This window comes from Mycobacterium sp. URHD0025, from assembly GCF_000426065.1.
GTDB lineage: Bacteria > Actinomycetota > Actinomycetes > Mycobacteriales > Mycobacteriaceae > Mycobacterium.
In genome coordinates this window covers 203,003-220,568 of record NZ_AUEQ01000015.1, presented here as the reverse complement: position 1 = coordinate 220,568, position 17,566 = coordinate 203,003, and the positions used below count along the sequence as shown (strand labels likewise).

Below are 17,566 nucleotides of genomic sequence, written 5' to 3'. Positions count from 1 at the left end.
TCCTGAGCTACCTGCTGCGCACACGCACCCTCGTCGATCACCTTGCCCACCACTTCGAGCTTGAACTCGAACGAGTACTGCGTTTTGGTCGGTTTTGCCACCAGTACCTTCCTGCCATGCAGGACCCAACGGCGATATATTTCGCGAACCGGCCCCCGGCTCACTCCCAGATACCTCGCCGTGGCGCCATAGCCCCGACCCTGCTCGAACAACGCTACCGCCGCACCACGTTGAGCCTCACTCAACGAACTAGAAGGATGCAAAAAAGTACTCCCCAGAAGAAGAAACTGAATTTCTCAGTCCAACTTCCGGGGAGCACTTCAAACTCCGGTTTTAGGGCAGTTTTGTGTCTGCTCACCGGCCGTGGATCAGCGCACCGGCAACGCGACCCCGCCGGTGAGCGCCAGCAGCTGTGCGTAGGTCAGGGACATGACGGAATCGGCCGTGCCCGCTGCCGTCCAGATCACCGGGTAGGACGCCAGCGTCTGGTCGACGACGGTGCGCAGCGGTGCCGGATGCCCCGTCGGGGCGACCCCGCCGATGATCTGTCCGGTCGCATTGCGGACGAGATCGGGGTCGGCCTTGCGGATGGCGGTGGCACCGAGTTGTCGGGCGACAACGCCGGTGTCGACGCGGGCCGCACCGCTGGCCATCACCAGCAGCGGCTCACCGTCACACTCGAACACCAGGCTGTTGGCGATCGCCCCGACCTCGCAGCCCAGTTGTTCGGCCGCCGCGGCCGCGGTCTTGGCGTCGGCGTCGAGGATTCTGATGGCCGGCTCGATACCCGCGGCGGTCACTGCGGCGGCGACGCGGGTGTTGCGTTCGTTCACGGTGACGATTGTCTCCCAACGCCATTCAGGTGGGTTGGGCAACTCGACTTGCCCGAACGACAGTTGTAGTTTCACAATAGTTGTGTGAATACAACCATTGGCCCTCTCAGCGCTCGGCGCAAGGCGATCATTCTCGTCTCGTGCTGCCTGAGCCTGCTGATCGTGTCGATGGACGCCACCATCGTCAACGTCGCGCTACCGAGCATCCGCGACGATCTGGGCGCATCGCCGTCACAGCTGCAGTGGATCGTCGACGTCTACACGCTGGTGCTGGCCTCGCTGCTGTTGCTGGCCGGCGCCACCGGCGACCGGTTCGGCCGCAGGCGGACCTTCCAACTGGGCCTGACGATCTTCGCCGTGGCCTCGCTGTTGTGCAGCCTGGCGCCCAACATCGAAACCCTCATCGCCGCCCGCTTTCTGCAGGCCATCGGCGGTTCGATGCTCAACCCGGTGGCCATGTCGATCATCACGCAGGTATTCACCGGCCGGGTCGAGCGCGCCCGCGCGATCGGTGTCTGGGGCGGCGTGGTCGGCATCTCGATGGCCCTGGGCCCGATCGTGGGCGGCGCGCTGATCCAGTATGTCGACTGGCGCGCGGTGTTCTGGATCAACCTGCCGATCTGCGCACTGGCCGTCGTGCTCACCGCGATCTTCGTGCCCGAATCCAAGTCGGCGACCATGCGGGACCTCGATCCGGTGGGCCAGGCGCTCGGGGTGGCGTTCCTGTTCGGCGTCGCGTTCGTGCTCATCGAGGGTCCCGGATACGGCTGGGCCGATGCGCGCACGCTCGCCGTCGCTGCTGTGGCTTTCGTGGCCCTGGCGGCGTTTCTGCGCTACGAATCGCGTCGCAACGACCCGTTTATCGATCTGAGGTTCTTCCGCAGCGTGCCGTTCGCCTCGGCCACCGTGATCGCCGTCTGTGCGTTCGCCGCCTACGGGGCATTCCTGTTCATGATGTCGCTGTACCTGCAGACCGAGCGCGGCTATTCGGCGATGCACACCGGCCTGATCTACCTGCCGGTCGCCGTCGGCGCGCTGATCTTCTCGCCGTTGTCGGGCCGGTTGGTCGGCCGCTACGGCAGCCGGCCCTCGTTGGTGGTGGCGGGCGCGACGATCACGGTCGCCACCATCCTGTTGACTCGGCTGACCGCTGACACCCCGGTGTGGCAGCTGCTGGTGATGTTCGCGGTGTTCGGCATCGGCTTCTCGATGGTCAATGCGCCGATCACCACCACGGCCGTCAGCGGTATGCCACTGGACCGGGCCGGTGCGGCCTCGGCGGTGGCCTCGACCAGTCGTCAGGTCGGGGTGAGTGTCGGTGTGGCGCTGTGTGGTTCGGTCGCCGGTGCAGCGCTGGCCGGGACGGGCGCCGACTTCGCCGTCGCCGCCCGGCCGCTGTGGTTCGTCTGTGCCGCACTGGGTTTGGTGATCTTCGCGTTGGGCGTGGTTTCCACCACGCCGTGGGCGCTGCGCTCGGCGCAGAAGTTGGCGCCGCTGATCGGTGAGCATCACGTGCCGGAGGTGAGTCATGTCCGGTGAGCGGCGATCCGAGCTGGCCGATGAGGTGTGGCGGGTATTGACCCGCGTGGTGTTCGACCATCGTGACAGCTGGAGGCGGGCGGTGATCGAGGAGAGCGGCCTGCCGTTCAGCCGGATCCGGATCCTGCGGCGGCTGCAGCGGGCGCCGATGACGGTCAAGCAGCTGGCTCACGCGGCGACGGTCGACGCCCCGGCGGCCACGGTCGCGGTCAACGACCTTGAGGAGCGCGGACTGGTGGTCCGTGCGATCGACCCGGCCAACCGCCGGACCAAGCTGGTCTCACTCACCGAAGCCGGGCGTGCGCTGCTGGCGCGCATCGACCGCATCGAGGACCCGGCGCCGGACGTGCTCGCCGCGCTCGGTCCCCGCGATCTCGAAGCGCTGCGGGCGATCCTGGGCAAGGTCGCCGCGCCGTAGCCGTGTCGATCACGATCAGCTCTCGCCCCACCCGCCCTGCACCATTGTCTGGAACTTCCACGCACCGTCGCACTTGACCAGCAGATCGCCGTAGCGCACCCGATGGCTGAATCCGTCGGCGGTGAACGTCGCGTCGGTGATGACGAACACCAGGTTCTCGTTGATGAAGTGTGGTGTGCGTGTCGATTCCATGGCGAAATCGGTGTTCGCGCTGAACTGTTCGGCCATCTGAGCGACGAACCCGGCACGGTCGACCGACTCGGCGCTGCCGTCGGTCACCTCGTTGAGCGGGAACATCGCCTGATCCGCCATGCCTTCGATGTCCTTGCTGATCGCCAAGTGGTCGTAGTGGGCGAACCAGGCCAGCACCGAGTCGACGTCGTCGGCGGTGGGCGTGAATTCGCAGGATTGCGGCATGGTCACCATGGGTGCTCCTTGGCGGTAGAATTATTCCGTACGACGTATACTGTACATAGTACAGAGAGGATGGTGGCGTGTCGCGACGCGAAGGAGCAGACCGCAGCAGTGCCGGTGATCCGGTGCGCACGCTCGAACTTCTGTGGCGGGAGCCCGGTCAGGGCGGCAGCGGGCGAGGACCGAAACAACGCACGACGGTGGACGCGGTGGTCGCCGCCGCGATCCGGATCGCCGACGGCGACGGCCTCGACGCGCTCACCATGCGGGCGGTCGCCGTGGAACTCGGCGTGACTCCGATGGCCACCTACACCTACGTGCCGGGCAAGGCCGAGCTGCTGGATCTGATGGTCGATTCCGTCTACCGCCAGATGCCGCGCCGCGACCTCACCGGAAAGACATGGCGGGAAAAGGTTTCCGCGATCGCCGAAGAGAACCTCGCGATGTTCGACAGCCACCCCTGGCTGGCATACCTGCCCACCACCCGTCCGCCGCTGGGGCCGGGGATGATCGCCAAGTACGACCACGAACTGAGTGCGTTCGACGCTCTCGGTCTGAGCGATCTCGAGATGGACGGCGCCCTGACGTACGTGCTCGGCTTCGTCAATTCGGTTGCCCGGATCGCCATCGATACGCGCCGGGCCGCGGCCTTCAGCGGCCTCAGCGACGGGCAATGGTGGGAACGGGCCGGCCCGCTGCTGGAGCGTGTCCTCGACGGTGACAGGTATCCGTTGGCCTCCCGGGTCGGGACGGCGGCCGGTCAGGCGTTCGACGCGGCATACAGCGCTACGCATGCCTACGAGTTCGGATTGGCGCGTGTGCTGGACGGCCTGGCCGAACTGATCGACGGCCGCTGAACGCGTCAGCCCTCGAGCACCGCCATCGCCGCATTGTGCCCGCCGATACCCGAGACCGCGCCGCCGCGTACCGAACCCGAGCCGCACAACAGGATCCGGTCGTGAGCCGTGGCCACCCCCCAGCGCTGCGCCGGGGTCTCCAGCGGTGCGTCGTCCTCGGCGAACGGCCACCGCAGTGCGCCGTGGAAGATGTTGCCCGCGGTCATGCCGAGGGTCTGTTCCAGATCGGCGGTCGTCTTCGCCTCGATGCACAGACGGCCGGCGGAATCCTCCATCAGGACATCCTGAATCGGCTCGGCCAGAACCGAATTGAGTGAGTTCAACACCGCCGACGTCAGCCGGTCGCGCGTCCGGTCGGGATCACCGGCTGCCAGTGTGTGCGGCGTGTGCAGACCGAAAACGGTCAGGGTCTGCGCTCCCGAGGCGTGCAGCTCCTCGGACAGGATGCTCGGGTCGGTCAAGGAGTGGCAATAGATCTCGCACGGCAGCGGATCGGGAACCCGTCCGGCGGCCGCGTCGTCGTAGGCCCCGGCCAGCTGGCTGAACGTCTCGTTGATGTGGAACGTGCCGCCGAATGCCTGTTCGGGAGTGACCCGTTCGTCGCGCAGCCGGGGGAGCCGGCGCAGCATGAGGTTGACCTTCACCTGCGCACCGGGCGCGGTTTCGGGAACCGGTTCGCCGAGAAGGTCGGCGAGCACCGCGGGCGTGACATTGGCGAGTACCCGGTCGGCGTCCAGCCGTCGGGCCGAACCGCCCTGCCGATAGCGCACCTCGCCATCCGGGTTGATCGCGTAAACATCTGCACCGGTGACGATTTCAGCGCCGAATCCGGTCGCGGCAGCGGCCAGGGCGCCGCTCACCGCACCCATCCCGCCGACGGGGACGTCCCAGTCTCCGGTGCCGCCGCCGATCAGGTGGTAGAGAAAGCACACGTTCTGGATCAGCGACGGATCGTCGACGCCGGCGAAAGTGCCGATCAGGGCGTCGGTGGCCATCACCCCGCGCACCAGGTCATGCGACACCGCGGTGGTGATCGCCTGGCCGATGGGCCGTTCGATCAGCGCTTCCCAGGCCGCGGCCGTCTCGGCATCGTGTGTGCCGAGCACGTCGCGACGCATCTCTGCCCGGCTGCGCAGCGGCTGCAGCAGCGTCGGCCAGATCCGGGACGTGATCAGTCCGCAGCGGCGATAGAACTCGTCGAATCCGGCCGCGTCGGTGCCGGCGCCGATCGCATCGAAGGTCGGATGTGGACCTATCAGCAGCCCGGTGGCGCCGCCGGTCGCCGGATCGGGTGTGTAGGACGAGATTCTGCGCCGCGACAGCCGGATTCGGGCCCCGAGATCGGTGATGATCCGCGCGGGCAGCAGGCTGACCAGGTACGAGTACCGCGACAGCCGGGCGTCCACGCCCTCGAAGGCGTGGGCCGAAACCGCTGCGCCGCCTACGTGGTCGAGGCGTTCGAGCACCTGGACCCGGCGTCCCGCGCGAGCCAGGTAGGCAGCAGCCACCAAGCCGTTGTGCCCGCCGCCGATGATGACGGCGTCCAACGCCTTCTCTGTCACCTCACGCCGGTCCGGTCAGCCCCGATAGCCTTCGACCTCGTCGGGAGGACGCTTCTGGGCCAGGCCCGGGTCCTGTCCTGTGTCCCGCAGCGCGCGGCGCTGGCGCAACAGGTCCCAACACTGGTCGAGGGCGACTTCCAGCGATCTCAGTCGTCGTTGCTCTTCGGATTCGTCGATCTCCTGGTGCTGCAGTTGGGTCCGCAGCTCCTGCTCTTCTGCAACGAGCCGGTGAACTTCGGCGAGGATGTCCTGATCTTTGGCCACACGACCAGTCTGCCGGACTAGCGTTGATCAGGTGAGTACAAAACCTGACATCGAGTTTCCGGGCGGGCCCGCTCCCGCCGATTTGGTCATCACCGATCTGGTGGTCGGCGACGGCCCCGAAGCAGTGCCAGGGGGCACTGTCGAGGTGCACTACGTGGGTGTCGAATACGACTCCGGGGAGGAGTTCGACAGCTCGTGGAATCGCGGAGAGTCCATTGAATTTCCGTTGCGGGGCCTAATTCAGGGATGGCAGGACGGAATTCCCGGGATGCGCGTGGGTGGCCGCCGCCAGCTGGTCATACCGCCGGCGCAGGCATACGGACCTGCGGGTTCGGGGCATCGACTTTCGGGCAAGACGTTGATCTTCGTGATCGATCTGCTCGCCGTTCGTTGACGTCACCGGGGGTTCGGAAAGTATTGGCCGAACCTGACCGTCGAATTCCATTTGCTGCTACCGTCAACCTGTTTCGCTGCTGTAGATAACTGTTCGTCGACTTTCAGGAGTACCCAAATGTCGGGTTCGGACGAATCTCGGACAATCACAGGCTGGCAAACAGCCTCCAAATTATATCGACGACCACCAGGTTTGGGTTGGTTGCTGGCGCTGGTGGCAGTTCCGTTGTTGCTGGGGCTGATCGGCTGGGGTGGTCTCGACCACTCGCGCAAGAACGGCGGCGTCACACTTCCCGATGTCAATCCCACGGCGACCATGACCGCACCGGATGCGAATGCCCCGGACGTCAACGCGCCCAACGCCAATTTGCCGAGCCTTTCGTTCGCGCCGTTGTCGATTGCCCGTAACGGCAACGATTTCACCCTCACCGGTGACCTGCCCGATGCGGCGGCCAAGGCCTCGCTGCTGGACTGGCTGCGCGGAAAGTTCGGTGCTGACGTCAATTTGATCGACAATCTGAATCTGCGGCCGGGTGTGAGCACCCCCGACGTCTCGGCGCTCGGCAGGGTTTTCGACGCCGCGGCCGACGGTATTCCGGATTTCAATTTCAGCATCGACGGTGACACGCTGACGCTGACCGGTACCGCGCCCTCAGCAGAGGTACGCGACGCGGTCGAGGCGGCCGCCAAGGCGGCGTGGCCCAACATCAAGCTGGTCAACAACATTCAGGTCGCAGCTGCCCCGGCTCCCTCCGCACCTGCGGCTCCCGGTGCACCGGGAGCTCCCGGCGGTACACCCGGGCCTTGCGCCGCCCTGCAGGGCGACGTGAGTGCACTGCTGCGTACCCCGATCAATTTCAGCACCGACGGGTTCGTCCTTGCCCCGGCATCGCAGCAGCTGCTGTCGCAGGTGGCCGACAAACTCAAGTCCTGCGCCGGCGCCCAGGTGGCCGTCACCGGTTACACCGACAGTTCGGGCAATGATGCGATCAACGTTCCGTTGAGCGGTAATCGCGCCAAAGCCGTTGCCGATTACCTGGTTTCACAAGGTTTGGCAGCCGATCACGTGACGTCCTCCGGCGCGGGTTCGGCGAATCCGATCGCCAGCAACGACACCCCCGAAGGCAAGGCGCAGAACCGCCGTGTCGAGATCACGGTCAATTAGGGAGATTCGACATGGACTTCGTAATCCAATGGTTGTGGTATCTGCTCGCGTTCGTGGTGGGGTCACTGGTGGCCTGGCTGATTTCGGTGGTGACCGTCAAGCCCACCAGCGAGGAAGAGGCGTTCGCCGAACTGCCCGGCTCTCGTGAGATTGGAGCACGACGATGAGCGATGTGAACTGGTGGTTGATGGCCCTGGCCTTTGTGCTCGGGCTGGTGTTGACACTCGCCTTGACGCTTCGGCGGGTGAAGCGGGAGGTGCCGGTCTACGGCGCTCTGGGCCGTCGTCCCGAGGGAGCGGCCGCAGCCGGTGGCAGCACCGCGGCCAAGGCCGCCGGCGGCGGAAGTGGCGCCGGGGCAAAGGCTGTCGCCGACGATGCCACGACCAGGTTGCCCAGGGCCGGCGCGGGCGACGAGCCCACCACCCAGCTGCCCAAGGTCGGCGGCGCCGGTGCCGCGGCTGCGGGTGCGGCGGCCGCCGGGGCGGCCGGGGCGGCCAAGTTCGCCTCCGGTGGTGGCGCTCATGAGGCAGCCGACGATGACGTCAAGGTCGTCGAGGAGTCGCCGTACGGTGCCGGCTCGGTCCGGGTATCGGGTGCGGGCACCCCGACGGGTTATCTGATCAAGGGCAACGAGGATTCGATGCTCTATCACTCGCCGGAGAGTCCGTCCTACTCGGTGACGGTCGCCGAGATCTGGTTCGCGGATGTCGAATCCGCGGAGAAGGCCGGGTTCAACCGGTGGGACAGCGGTAAGTCCCAGCGCGAGAAGAAGTAGCCCACTCGCCGAACAGAACCAGGCTGCCCCTTCTCGCTCGAGGAGGGGCAGTTTTGGTGTCGCTCGCGGAAGGCTAGTGCGGGCCGGGAAGGCGCAACAGCAGCCGTGCTCCGCCGAGCGGGCTTGATTCCAGAGCGGCTGTGCCGCCGTGTAATTCGGCCTGCTGGGCCACTAGGGCCAGCCCCAGGCCGGAGCCCGATCTCGACGCCGTCGATCCGCGGGAGAAGCGGTCGAACACCATTTGACGTTCTTCCTCGGGCACACCGACCCCGTCGTCGTCGACAGCGATCTCGACGCCCTCGCGTGAGCTGACTGCCGAAAGTTGGACCCGGGTGGCGCCGCCGTGCTTGACGGCGTTGGCGATCGCGTTGTCCACGGCCAGCCGCAGGCCGGTCGGCAGCCCGATGATGATGACGGTCGGTGAGGGCGCCAGTGACACTTCGAGGTTGGGGTAGACGCGCATGGCGTCGTGCGCGGCGCGGTCGAGCAGTTCGGTGATGTCGACGGTGACGTGGTCGTCGGTGGTGGTCAGCTCGCCCTGGGCGAGCCGCTCCAGCGCGCCGAGGGTGGCCTCGATCCGCGACTGGGTGCGGATGACGTCGCCGACCACTTCCTTGCGCTGGTCGTCGGGCAGGTCGAGGGTGGACAGGACCTCCAGGTTGGTCCGCATCGCGGTGAGCGGGGTACGCAGTTCATGGGCCGACACCGAGGCGAAGTCGCGGGCCGATGTCAGCGCGGCCTTGGTGCGGTCCTGTTCTTTCCAGATGCGTTGCAGCATGCCGTTGACGGCATCGGCGATCTCGACGGCCTCGCTTGCGCCGCGCACCTCGACGTCGGGCGCCTCGTCGCCCGCCTCGATCTGCCGGGTCTGCTCGGCCAGCCGTTTGAGCGGGCGCACCGCGAAGGCGGCCAGCACCCAGCCCAGTACGGTGGCCGCGCCGACGGCGAACACGCAGATGATGATCACGCGGCGGTGCAGGTTGTTGGTGTCGGCGATGGTGGCGTCGTAGGTCGCGCCGACCGCCACCCACATGGGGCCCGGCGCGGGGATCTGAACGGTGCGCACCCGCCAGCGCACGCCGTCGATGTAGGTGTCGGCGTACCCGTCGGGCAGCTCGGGCAGGATCACGCTCGAGTTCGAGGAGATGTCGCCGGCCTGTCGGACGGTGATCACCGCGTCCTGGTCGCTGGGGGAGCGGGGGATCTCACCGAGACCGCGCGGGAGGAACGGGATCGCGAATCCGGCGGCTTCGTCGAGGCGGCGGTCCAGCCGTTCCTTGCGGTCGTTGGTGATGCCGACCCAGACGATGGTGCCGACGATGACCACGACGATCGCCGCGCCGATGGCGGTGGCGAACGCGACCCGGGTCCGCAGCGACGGGGTGCGGCGGAAGATCCGGGTCAGCGGGCTCATGGCCGTTGATTCCTGCGAGCGCTCGTCATGTCGCTACTGGGTCCTGAGGACGAATCCGACGCCGCGGACGGTGTGCAGCAGCCGTGGCGCGCCGCCGGCCTCGAGTTTGCGGCGCAGGTAGCCGATGAAGACGTCCACCACGTTGGTGTCCGCGGCGAAGTCGTAGCCCCAGACCAATTCCAGCAACTGTGCGCGGGACAGCACCGCGGTCTTGTGCTCGGCCAGCACGGCCAGCAGGTCGAACTCGCGTTTGGTCAGGTCCACGTCGACACCGTTGACGCGGGCGCGGCGGCCGGGGATGTCGACCTCAAGTGGGCCCACCTGGATGGTCTCGGACGAGAAGGTGGCCGATGCGCCGCGCCGGCGCAGCAGGGCCTTGACCCGGGCCACCAGTTCTTGCAGCACGAACGGTTTGACCAGGTAGTCATCGGCGCCGGCCTCCAGGCCCGCGACGCGGTCGTCGACGCTGCTGCGCGCCGAGAGCACGCAGACGGGCACGTCGTTGTCCATCGCACGCAGGGCCGTCACCACGCTGACGCCGTCGAGCACGGGCATGTTGATGTCGAGCACGATCGCGTCGGGGCGGGTCTCGGTGGCGCTGCGCAGCGCCTCGGCTCCGTCCACGGCCGTCGACACGGTGAATCCGGAGAGTCGCAGCCCACGTTCCAGCGAGGCGAGCACGTCGGGGTCGTCGTCTACGACGAGGACCCGGGGCGAGGCAATGCCACCGGTTGCGCTATCCATAACCGCCATCTTGCCCGATGAACCACAGCTGATCGCGCAGGCGCCCGGGAATCTTTGACCTCAATATTTGTTCAGGTTTTACGGTGATGCACATGAGTATGGAAACGGTGGCCCGGCAGTCGCTGTACCGGCAGACCCATGCCCGCGACGGTGACCTGCGCGCACTGGCCGACCGGCGACTGCTGTCCCGCATCTGGCGGTTCTCCACACGCCACCACCGCAGACTGGGCGGGTTCGTGGCGATCAGCGTGGTCAGTGGGCTTTTGACGGTGACGACGCCGCTGCTGGCAGGCCGCGTGGTCGACGCGATAACCCGCGGCGGCCCAGCGTCGACGGTGGTGTTGCTGGCCTCCGTGATCGCGGTGGTGGCGCTCGCTGAAACGGTCGTGTCGCTGGTGACGCGCTGGTTGTCGTCGAACATCGGCGAGGGCCTGATCCTGGATCTGCGCACCGCCGTGTTCGACCACGTGCAGCGCATGCCGGTGGCGTTCTTCACCCGCACCCGGACCGGCGCGTTGGTGAGCCGCCTGGGCAACGACGTCATCGGGGCGCAACGGGCGTTCTCCGACACTCTCTCGGGCATCGTCGCCAACCTGGTGACCCTGACCTTGACGCTGGCGGTGATGCTGAGCATCTCCTGGCAGATCACGCTGTTGTCCTTGGCCCTGCTGCCGTTGTTCGTGCTGCCGGCCCGTCGCATCGGTACCCGGATGGCCGGGCTGTCCCGCGAAGCCGCCACCTACAACGCCACGATGAACACCCAGATGACCGAGCGGTTCTCGGCGCCGGGGGCCACCCTGGTCAAGCTGTTCGGCAACCCGGCGCGGGAGTCCGAAGAGTTCGCGGTGCGGGCCGACCGGGTGCGTGACATCGGGGTACGCACGGCGATGCTGCAGGCGACGTTCATGAACTCGCTGACACTGATGTCGGCGCTGGCGCTGGCCCTGGTCTACGGGCTGGGCGGCGTACTGGCGATCGGCGGCCAGCTGCAGGCCGGCGCGGTGGTGTCGCTGGCATTGCTGTTGACCCGGCTGTACGCGCCGCTGACCGCACTGGCCAATGCCCGGGTCGAGATCGCCAGCGCGCTGGTGTCCTTCGAGCGGGTTTTCGAGGTGCTCGACCTGGTGCCGCTGATCGCCGAGAAGCGCGACGCCGTGGAAGTTCCGCCGGGTGCGGTGAATATTGAATTCCACGACGTCCGGTTCAGCTACCCGTCGGCAGACAAGGTGTCGCTGGCCTCGCTCGAAGAGGTGGCGACGTTGGACGACCGTGGTGGAGACGAGGTGCTGCACGGCATTTCGTTCACCGCGCGGCCCGGGCAGATGGTGGCGCTGGTCGGTTCGTCGGGCGCGGGCAAGTCGACCATCGCGTCGTTGTTGGCCCGGCTCTACGACGTCGACTCGGGCTCCATCAAGCTCAACGGGGCCGACGTGCGGGACGTGACGTTCGACTCGCTCAAGGACACCGTCGGCATGGTGACCCAGGACGGGCACCTGTTCCACGAGTCGATCCGGGCGAATCTGCTGTTGGCGGCACCGGCCGCGGGCGAGGACGAACTGTGGGAGGCGCTGCGCCGGGCCCGGCTCGACGATGTGGTCGCCGCGATGCCCGACGGCTTGGACACGGTTGTCGGTGAGCGCGGATACCGTCTGTCCGGAGGGCAGCGGCAGCGGTTGACCATCGCTCGTCTGCTGCTGGGACGATCACGGGTGGTGGTGCTCGATGAGGCGACGGCGTCGCTGGACTCGGCCTCGGAGGCCGCCGTGCAGCAGGCCCTGGCCGAGGCGCTGGGCGGGCGCACCTCGATCGTCATCGCGCACCGGTTGTCCACGGTCCGCGCGGCCGATCTCATTCTCGTCGTCGAGGGCGGGCGCATCGTGGAGCGCGGCACCCATCGCGAGTTGCTGGCCCGGGGCGGCCGGTACGCCGAGCTGTACGACACGCAGTTCTCCGAGGAGGTACCGGCTGCGTGAGGTTAATCGTTTGCCCGTGATGGGAAGATGGATTCAGTGAGCCATCCCGCGATCGCCCCGTCTTCGACGCGGATCCGGACCAGTTCAGATCTGCGGCGGCTGTTGCCCTATCTGCTGCCGTACCGGGCCCGCTGGATTGTGATGGTCGTGGTCGCGGTGGTCAGCTTGGCCGCGACGGTGGCGATCCCGCTGATGACCAAGGCTGTGATCGACGGTCCCGTGCGCCATCAGGATCCGCACGGGCTGTGGGTCCTGGGTTCTGCGGCGGTCGCGGTGGGCATCTCCGAGGCGGTGCTGTGGTTCATCCGGCGCTGGCTGGTGGCCCGCGCGACCATGGGCGTCGAGGCCGATATCCGCAAGGATCTCTACGCGCGCCTGCAGATTCTGCCGATGAGCTTCCACAGCGGCTGGCAGTCCGGGCAGCTGTTGTCGCGGGTGATGAACGATCTGTCCACGATCCGCCGGTTCCTGTCGTTCGGGCTGGTGTTCCTGATCCTCAACGCCCTGCAGATCGTCGTGGTGACCTCGATCCTGCTGGCCATGTACTGGCCGCTCGGCGTGGTGGTGCTGGTGTCGATCGTGCCGATCACGCTGACCGTGCTGCATTTCGAGCGTGAGTACACCCGGTTGTCGCGGCTCGCCCAGGATCAGACCGGTCACGTCGCCACTCATGTCGAGGAGGCCGCGCTCGGGCTGCGGGTGGTGAAGGCCTTCGGCCGCGAGGACTATGTGTTCGACCGGTTCGACGAGCAGGCCACGCAGCTCTACGAGACGCAGTTCGCCAGAGTGACTGTGTCGGCGAAGTTCTGGACGCTGTTGGAGGTCATCCCCAACCTCACGCTGATCGTCGTGCTGGGGTTCGGTGCGTACGCGGCGGGCCACGGCCACGTCACGATGGGTACCCTGGTCGCCTTCATCACGATGATGCTGTCACTGGTGTGGCCCATCGCCTCGCTCGGTTTCCTGTTGTCCATGACCCAGGAGTCGTTCACCGCGGCCAACCGCATCGCCGAGATCTTCGACGCCCCGATCGACATCGTCGACGGCCCGGTGTCCGCACCGCCCAGCGGAGGCCGGCTGGAACTGCGCGATGTGGGTTTCAAGTTCCCCGATGGCGACGAGTGGGTTCTGCGCCATGTCGACGCGGTGGTGGAGCCGGGGCAGACGCTCGCACTCGTCGGCGCGACCGGATCGGGCAAATCGGTTCTGGCGGCACTGTTCTCGCGGTTGTACGACGTGACCGAAGGTCAGATCCTGATCGACGGCCGCGATATCCGGGAGCTGAGCCTGCCGGCCCTGCGTCAGACCGTGGCCACGGCATTCGAGGACCCGACACTGTTCTCGATGTCGGTGGCCGAGAACCTGCGGCTCGGCCGTTCGGATGCCCACGACGAAGAGTTGGCCCAGGCCATCGAGATCGCGGCGGCCCAGTTCGTCTACGACCTGCCGTTCCGTTTGGACACCCGGATCGGCGAGCAGGGCATGAGCCTGTCCGGCGGGCAGCGCCAACGTCTTTCGCTGGCCCGGGCGATCCTGGCGGCGCCGAAGATTCTGGTGCTCGACGACACGCTGTCCGCGCTGGACGTGCATACCGAGGCCGTGGTGACGGAGGCGCTGGGGCGCGTGCTGCGCGGGGTGACGGGCATCATCGTGGCGCATCGCGCCTCGACCGTGCTGCTGGCCGACAAGGTGGCCCTGCTGCACGCGGTGGATTCGTCTGGGGCGGCGACCATCACCCATGTCGGGACCCATGCCGAATTGCTGGCGCAGGTACCGCAATACCGGTATCTGCTGGCTGCCGACGACGAACTCGACGACGCCTGCGAGCGCAGTTGTGAGTGGGAGGACGACGAGGAACTGGGTCGGTTGCAGCGCGGCCACGACGAGCGCACGGCCATCGACGAAGTGGGCGAACCGCCGCGTTTCGGTGCGGAGGTGCAGCGTCGATGAGTACCACACAGTGGCGCGGACGCGTCACCGACGAGGACGAGCAGAGGGCCGACAGGGACGACGCCCGCACCGGTGCCGGCACTTCCACACTTCCCATCGACGAGAGCCTGCCCCGGCGCGCCGAGGCCCGGGCGCTGCTCATGTCGTTGCTGCGTCCCTACCGCTGGACGGTCGCGGTGCTGGCGCTCGTGGTCATCGTGGAAAACACTGCCCGGCTCTCTGTCCCCATCCTGGTGCAGCGGGGCATCGACCGCGGTATCCCGCCGATCCTCGAAGGCGGTCCGGCCCGTGAGCTGATGCTCATCGTCGCGACGCTGTGCGCGGTCGTGATCGTGCAGGCGATCAGCCGCATGTTCTTCCTGCGGCGCTCCGGTCGGGTGGGGCAGCGGGTGCTGCTGGAGTTGCGCCGCAGGGTGTTCCGGCATTTCGGCCGACTCGATGTGGCCTTTCACGACCGCTACACGTCGGGCCGGGTGGTCAGCCGGTCCACCAACGATGTCGAGGCCATCCAGGACATGCTGGAAACCGGTTTCGACAGTCTGATCACCGCGGTGCTGACGTTGTTCGGCACGGCCATCCTGCTGGTGGCCCTGGATTGGCGGCTCGGCCTCATGTGCCTGGCGGCCTTCCCGGTCCTGGTGGGCCTGGTGTGGTGGTTCCGCAACGAGTCGGGCAAGACCTACCGGCTGGTGCGCGAGAGCGCGGCGCTGGTGATCGTGCAGTTCGTCGAGACCATGACGGGGATCAAGGCCGTGCAGGCCTATCGGCGCGAGCCCCGCAACCAGGAGATCTTCGACGACATCGCCGACGATTACCGGGCGATCAACGAGAAGACCTTCAAATTGCTGGCGATCTTCATGCCCGGCGTCAAGCTGGTCGGCAACCTCACCACGGGTGTGGTGCTGCTCTACGGCGGATACCGGGTGCTGCACGGCGAGATGACCATCGGCACGCTGGCCGCCTTCCTGCTGTATCTGCGGATGTTCTTCGAACCGATGCAGGAGATCTCGCAGTTCTTCAACACCTTCCAGTCGGCATCTTCGGCGCTGGAGAAACTGGCCGGCGTGCTGGCGCAGCGGCCCGCCATCGCCGATCCGGAACGCCCGGTCGTTCTGGCGGAGCCCAAGGGCGACGTCGTTTTTCACGATGTGCGCTTCGAGTACACGCCGGGCCGTCCGGTGTTGCCGGGGCTCGATCTCGCGGTGCCGGCCGGTCAGACCGTGGCGCTGGTGGGCACGACCGGCGCGGGCAAGACCACCATCGCCAAACTGATCGCGCGGTTCTATGACCCCACGGCCGGCTCGGTGACGCTCGACGGCATCGACCTGCGTGAGCTGGCGCAGTCGGATCTGCGCCGGCACGTCGTGATGGTGACGCAGGAGAACTTCATGTTCTCCGGGACGGTTGCCGACAACATCCGGTTCGGGCGGCCAGAGGCCACCGACGCCCAGGTGCGGTCGGCGGCCGCGGCGGTCGGTGCGGACCGCTTCATCGAGACATTGCCCGACGGGTATGACACCGATGTCGCCAAGCGTGGTGGCCGGCTCTCGGCGGGGCAGCGTCAGCTGGTGGCGTTCGCCCGGGCGTTCCTGGCCGATCCGGCGGTGCTGATCCTGGACGAGGCGACGTCGTCATTGGACATCCCGAGCGAGCGAATGGTGCAGCGCGCGTTGGAAACCGTGCTGGCCGACCGCACCGCTCTGGTGATCGCGCACCGGCTCTCCACCGTGCAGATCGCCGACCGGGTGCTGGTGCTCGAGCACGGGCGCATCATCGAGGACGGGGCACCCGCGGATCTCATCGGCCGGGCAGACGGGGCGTATGCGGCGCTGCATCGGGCCTGGGTGGATTCCCTGGCCTGAGCGGCGCGGGTGTGGCGTGCACCCCTTCGCCGATTTCTACCCCGTGGCTGCCGCCGAGCGAAATCCACAGCCCAGGTGCAGAAACCGACGCGCGATCACAGCTTTTCGATGTCGGGCAGCGCCCACGTCTTGTCGAACAGTGCCGGTTTCGGGCCGTAGAGCCGGAACAGGACTTCGAACCGGCCGCCGGGTTTCGTCGGAATCCAGTTGGACTGGTTGCCTTCCCGGGCGGACGGGCCGAAGTAGATGTCGACGGATCCGTCGGAGTTCGTCTCGAGGTCGGGCCGGTGCGACGACCGGCTGGCGTATGGCAGGTCACGGATCATCGCGTGTGTCGCACGGTCGTACACCGTCGCCGACCAGTACAACGAGACGGGCGGGTCGGCAGGCACCCGCAGTCGATAGGTGGCCGCGCCGTCGAGGGGCTCGCTGTCGCTGTCCACGATGGTCATCACGTAGAACTGGCCCTGCCCAAGGTGTTTGGCGCTGAAGTAGATGAACGAGTACAGCAGCCCGCGCTCGTCGACGGGATAGCTCGCCGGGTCGGCGAACCCGCTCTGCATGCCCTGCACCACCTCGGGCGAGGCGGGCACGGCCCAGTGGGTCCCGTCGAAATACGGCGAGGCGAAGAACCGGGGATAGTTGGCGTCGAGCCAGTCGTGTGCTTCGGATGCCGCCGCATCGAGCACCGATGTGAGCTCGGCGTCAGGGGCGAACGGCTTGCCCTGCTCGATACCGATCGACTTGAGTACCGAGATCATCACCCGGTCGCGCTGTAGCCATGGCTCGCGCTGGACGAACCGGTGGAGCAGTTCGAAGAACCGGACGTTGTAGGGAATCGTGCTGTCGTACACCGAATCCACCGCGTCCACGAAGCTGGTGGAGTCCGGCCCGGACAGCGGATATACCTTGATGCGCTTCCCGTACTCGGCGGCCGCGGCAACATCGGTGTCGTCACTCGATGCGATGTTGGAGCGCAGTGCCCCGAATCCGGTATACGTCGCCGAAGGCATCGGGATGTAGCCGTCGGGAACCTGACCGTCGAACCCCGGCGGCAGGATCAGGTACTTGCCGCCCTTCCCTTTGTCGACGCCTGCGGGCCCGACGTCTTCGAGCGCTTCCTGCCAGCCGTTGTCCACCGACCCGGTGATCGAACCGCCTTCGGCCGGCGGGATTTCCAGCACGACCGGGCCTGTCTGGGTGTTGTAGAACGGGAAGAAGTACAGCGTGTCGGGGTTGGGCGTGAGGGTCTGGTTCTTCCAGTCCGGCAGCCGCGACCAGAACACCACCTGGTTGTCGCCCGCGCCGACTCCGGCCGCTGCTTCGCGCAGCAGCTCGAAGTTGACGGCGGGCAAGCCCCAGATCACGGCTTGGACGGCACGGGAACGCACCAACGTGTCCAT

17 protein-coding genes and 1 pseudogene are annotated in these 17,566 nt (G+C 67.0%); 10 read left to right on the top strand and 8 right to left on the bottom strand.

Annotated elements, in window-relative coordinates; genetic code table 11:
- Nucleotides 1-245 (bottom strand): annotated as a pseudogene (locus tag H977_RS36260) (hypothetical protein); the annotation flags it as partial.
- A 123-nt stretch (nt 246-368) separates the two neighbouring features.
- Nucleotides 369-833, bottom strand: a complete 465-nt coding sequence (locus H977_RS0124155; RefSeq protein ID WP_029110277.1) for a YbaK/EbsC family protein — start codon at nt 831-833, stop codon at nt 369-371.
- A gap of 84 nt (nt 834-917) precedes the next feature.
- Here H977_RS0124155 and H977_RS0124150 point away from each other — a divergent pair, with 84 nt between their 5' ends.
- Entirely contained in the window at nt 918-2,372 is a 1,455-nt protein-coding gene (locus tag H977_RS0124150) for an MFS transporter (protein WP_029110276.1), read from the top strand.
- A complete protein-coding gene (locus H977_RS0124145) occupies nt 2,362-2,790 on the top strand; it encodes a MarR family winged helix-turn-helix transcriptional regulator (RefSeq protein ID WP_029110275.1) in 429 nt (142 codons plus the stop codon). The genes H977_RS0124150 and H977_RS0124145 overlap by 11 nt, the downstream gene beginning before the upstream one ends.
- 15 nt (nt 2,791-2,805) lie before the next feature.
- Here H977_RS0124145 and H977_RS0124140 read toward each other — a convergent pair whose 3' ends face one another.
- Nucleotides 2,806-3,216, bottom strand: coding sequence for a hypothetical protein (locus H977_RS0124140; protein ID WP_029110274.1), 411 nt, complete (start codon nt 3,214-3,216; stop codon nt 2,806-2,808).
- Between the two features lie 68 nt (nt 3,217-3,284).
- Here H977_RS0124140 and H977_RS0124135 point away from each other — a divergent pair, with 68 nt between their 5' ends.
- Complete coding sequence (locus H977_RS0124135; protein ID WP_029110273.1) at nt 3,285-4,061, top strand: TetR/AcrR family transcriptional regulator C-terminal domain-containing protein; 777 nt, start codon at nt 3,285-3,287, stop codon at nt 4,059-4,061.
- 5 nt (nt 4,062-4,066) lie between these two features.
- On the opposite strand, the gene H977_RS0124130 is transcribed toward H977_RS0124135, so the two are convergent.
- Entirely contained in the window at nt 4,067-5,623 is a 1,557-nt protein-coding gene (locus tag H977_RS0124130) for a phytoene desaturase family protein (protein ID WP_029110272.1), read from the bottom strand.
- A gap of 15 nt (nt 5,624-5,638) precedes the next feature.
- Nucleotides 5,639-5,887 carry a DUF2630 family protein gene (locus tag H977_RS34970; protein ID WP_081681828.1) on the bottom strand — a complete coding sequence of 83 codons (249 nt, stop codon included), beginning with the start codon at nt 5,885-5,887 and terminating at the stop codon, nt 5,639-5,641.
- Between the two features lie 31 nt (nt 5,888-5,918).
- Between H977_RS34970 and H977_RS0124120 the strand changes: the two genes are divergently transcribed.
- The 4 genes from H977_RS0124120 (at nt 5,919) to arfC (ending at nt 8,220) form a co-directional block, all read left to right on the top strand.
- Nucleotides 5,919-6,281 carry an FKBP-type peptidyl-prolyl cis-trans isomerase gene (locus tag H977_RS0124120; RefSeq protein WP_029110270.1) on the top strand — a complete coding sequence of 121 codons (363 nt, stop codon included), beginning with the start codon at nt 5,919-5,921 and terminating at the stop codon, nt 6,279-6,281.
- A gap of 117 nt (nt 6,282-6,398) precedes the next feature.
- Nucleotides 6,399-7,445: a channel-forming protein ArfA/OmpATb gene (gene arfA, locus H977_RS0124115; RefSeq protein WP_081681827.1), complete on the top strand. Its 1,047-nt coding sequence runs from the start codon at nt 6,399-6,401 to the stop codon at nt 7,443-7,445.
- An 11-nt stretch (nt 7,446-7,456) separates the two neighbouring features.
- A complete protein-coding gene (gene arfB, locus H977_RS35680) occupies nt 7,457-7,612 on the top strand; it encodes a channel accessory protein ArfB (protein ID WP_029110268.1) in 156 nt (51 codons plus the stop codon).
- Nucleotides 7,609-8,220 carry a channel accessory protein ArfC, sunset domain variant gene (gene arfC, locus H977_RS34530; RefSeq protein ID WP_051289038.1) on the top strand — a complete coding sequence of 204 codons (612 nt, stop codon included), beginning with the start codon at nt 7,609-7,611 and terminating at the stop codon, nt 8,218-8,220. The genes arfB and arfC overlap by 4 nt, the downstream gene beginning before the upstream one ends.
- A 73-nt stretch (nt 8,221-8,293) precedes the next feature.
- On the opposite strand, the gene H977_RS0124095 is transcribed toward arfC, so the two are convergent.
- The gene (locus H977_RS0124095) at nt 8,294-9,634 is read right to left on the bottom strand and encodes a sensor histidine kinase (protein ID WP_029110267.1); all 1,341 of its coding nucleotides are present in this window, start codon (nt 9,632-9,634) and stop codon (nt 8,294-8,296) included.
- Between the two features lie 33 nt (nt 9,635-9,667).
- On the bottom strand, nt 9,668-10,378 hold the full coding sequence (gene prrA, locus H977_RS0124090) for a two-component system response regulator PrrA (protein ID WP_029110266.1): 711 nt from the start codon (nt 10,376-10,378) through the stop codon (nt 9,668-9,670).
- A 92-nt stretch (nt 10,379-10,470) separates the two neighbouring features.
- Between prrA and H977_RS0124085 the strand changes: the two genes are divergently transcribed.
- From H977_RS0124085 to H977_RS0124075, 3 genes are read left to right on the top strand one after another with little or no spacing between them, the layout of a single operon-like run.
- Entirely contained in the window at nt 10,471-12,351 is a 1,881-nt protein-coding gene (locus tag H977_RS0124085) for an ABC transporter ATP-binding protein (RefSeq protein ID WP_029110265.1), read from the top strand.
- Nucleotides 12,352-12,387: 36 nt separating this feature from the next.
- Nucleotides 12,388-14,301 carry an ABC transporter ATP-binding protein gene (locus H977_RS0124080; RefSeq protein WP_502691199.1) on the top strand — a complete coding sequence of 638 codons (1,914 nt, stop codon included), beginning with the start codon at nt 12,388-12,390 and terminating at the stop codon, nt 14,299-14,301.
- A complete protein-coding gene (locus tag H977_RS0124075; RefSeq protein WP_029110263.1) occupies nt 14,298-16,163 on the top strand; it encodes an ABC transporter ATP-binding protein in 1,866 nt (621 codons plus the stop codon). The genes H977_RS0124080 and H977_RS0124075 overlap by 4 nt, the downstream gene beginning before the upstream one ends.
- A gap of 95 nt (nt 16,164-16,258) precedes the next feature.
- Here the strand turns inward: H977_RS0124075 and H977_RS0124070 are convergent, their stop codons facing one another.
- Nucleotides 16,259-17,566, bottom strand: a complete 1,308-nt coding sequence (locus H977_RS0124070) for a DUF1254 domain-containing protein (protein ID WP_029110262.1) — start codon at nt 17,564-17,566, stop codon at nt 16,259-16,261.

Bases quoted from the DNA above. Each gene is read 5' to 3' on its own strand.
- H977_RS0124145 (WP_029110275.1), top strand. From the start codon at position 2,362: ATGTCCGGTGAGCGGCGATCCGAGCTGGCCGATGAGGTGTGGCGGGTA.
- H977_RS0124140 (WP_029110274.1), bottom strand. From the start codon at position 3,216: ATGGTGACCATGCCGCAATCCTGCGAATTCACGCCCACCGCCGACGAC.
- arfA (WP_081681827.1), top strand. From the start codon at position 6,399: ATGTCGGGTTCGGACGAATCTCGGACAATCACAGGCTGGCAAACAGCC.
- arfB (WP_029110268.1), top strand. From the start codon at position 7,457: ATGGACTTCGTAATCCAATGGTTGTGGTATCTGCTCGCGTTCGTGGTG.
- arfC (WP_051289038.1), top strand. From the start codon at position 7,609: ATGAGCGATGTGAACTGGTGGTTGATGGCCCTGGCCTTTGTGCTCGGG.
- H977_RS0124095 (WP_029110267.1), bottom strand. From the start codon at position 9,634: ATGAGCCCGCTGACCCGGATCTTCCGCCGCACCCCGTCGCTGCGGACC.
- prrA (WP_029110266.1), bottom strand. From the start codon at position 10,378: ATGGATAGCGCAACCGGTGGCATTGCCTCGCCCCGGGTCCTCGTCGTA.
- H977_RS0124085 (WP_029110265.1), top strand. From the start codon at position 10,471: ATGAGTATGGAAACGGTGGCCCGGCAGTCGCTGTACCGGCAGACCCAT.
- H977_RS0124075 (WP_029110263.1), top strand. From the start codon at position 14,298: ATGAGTACCACACAGTGGCGCGGACGCGTCACCGACGAGGACGAGCAG.
- H977_RS0124070 (WP_029110262.1), bottom strand. From the start codon at position 17,566: ATGGACACGTTGGTGCGTTCCCGTGCCGTCCAAGCCGTGATCTGGGGC.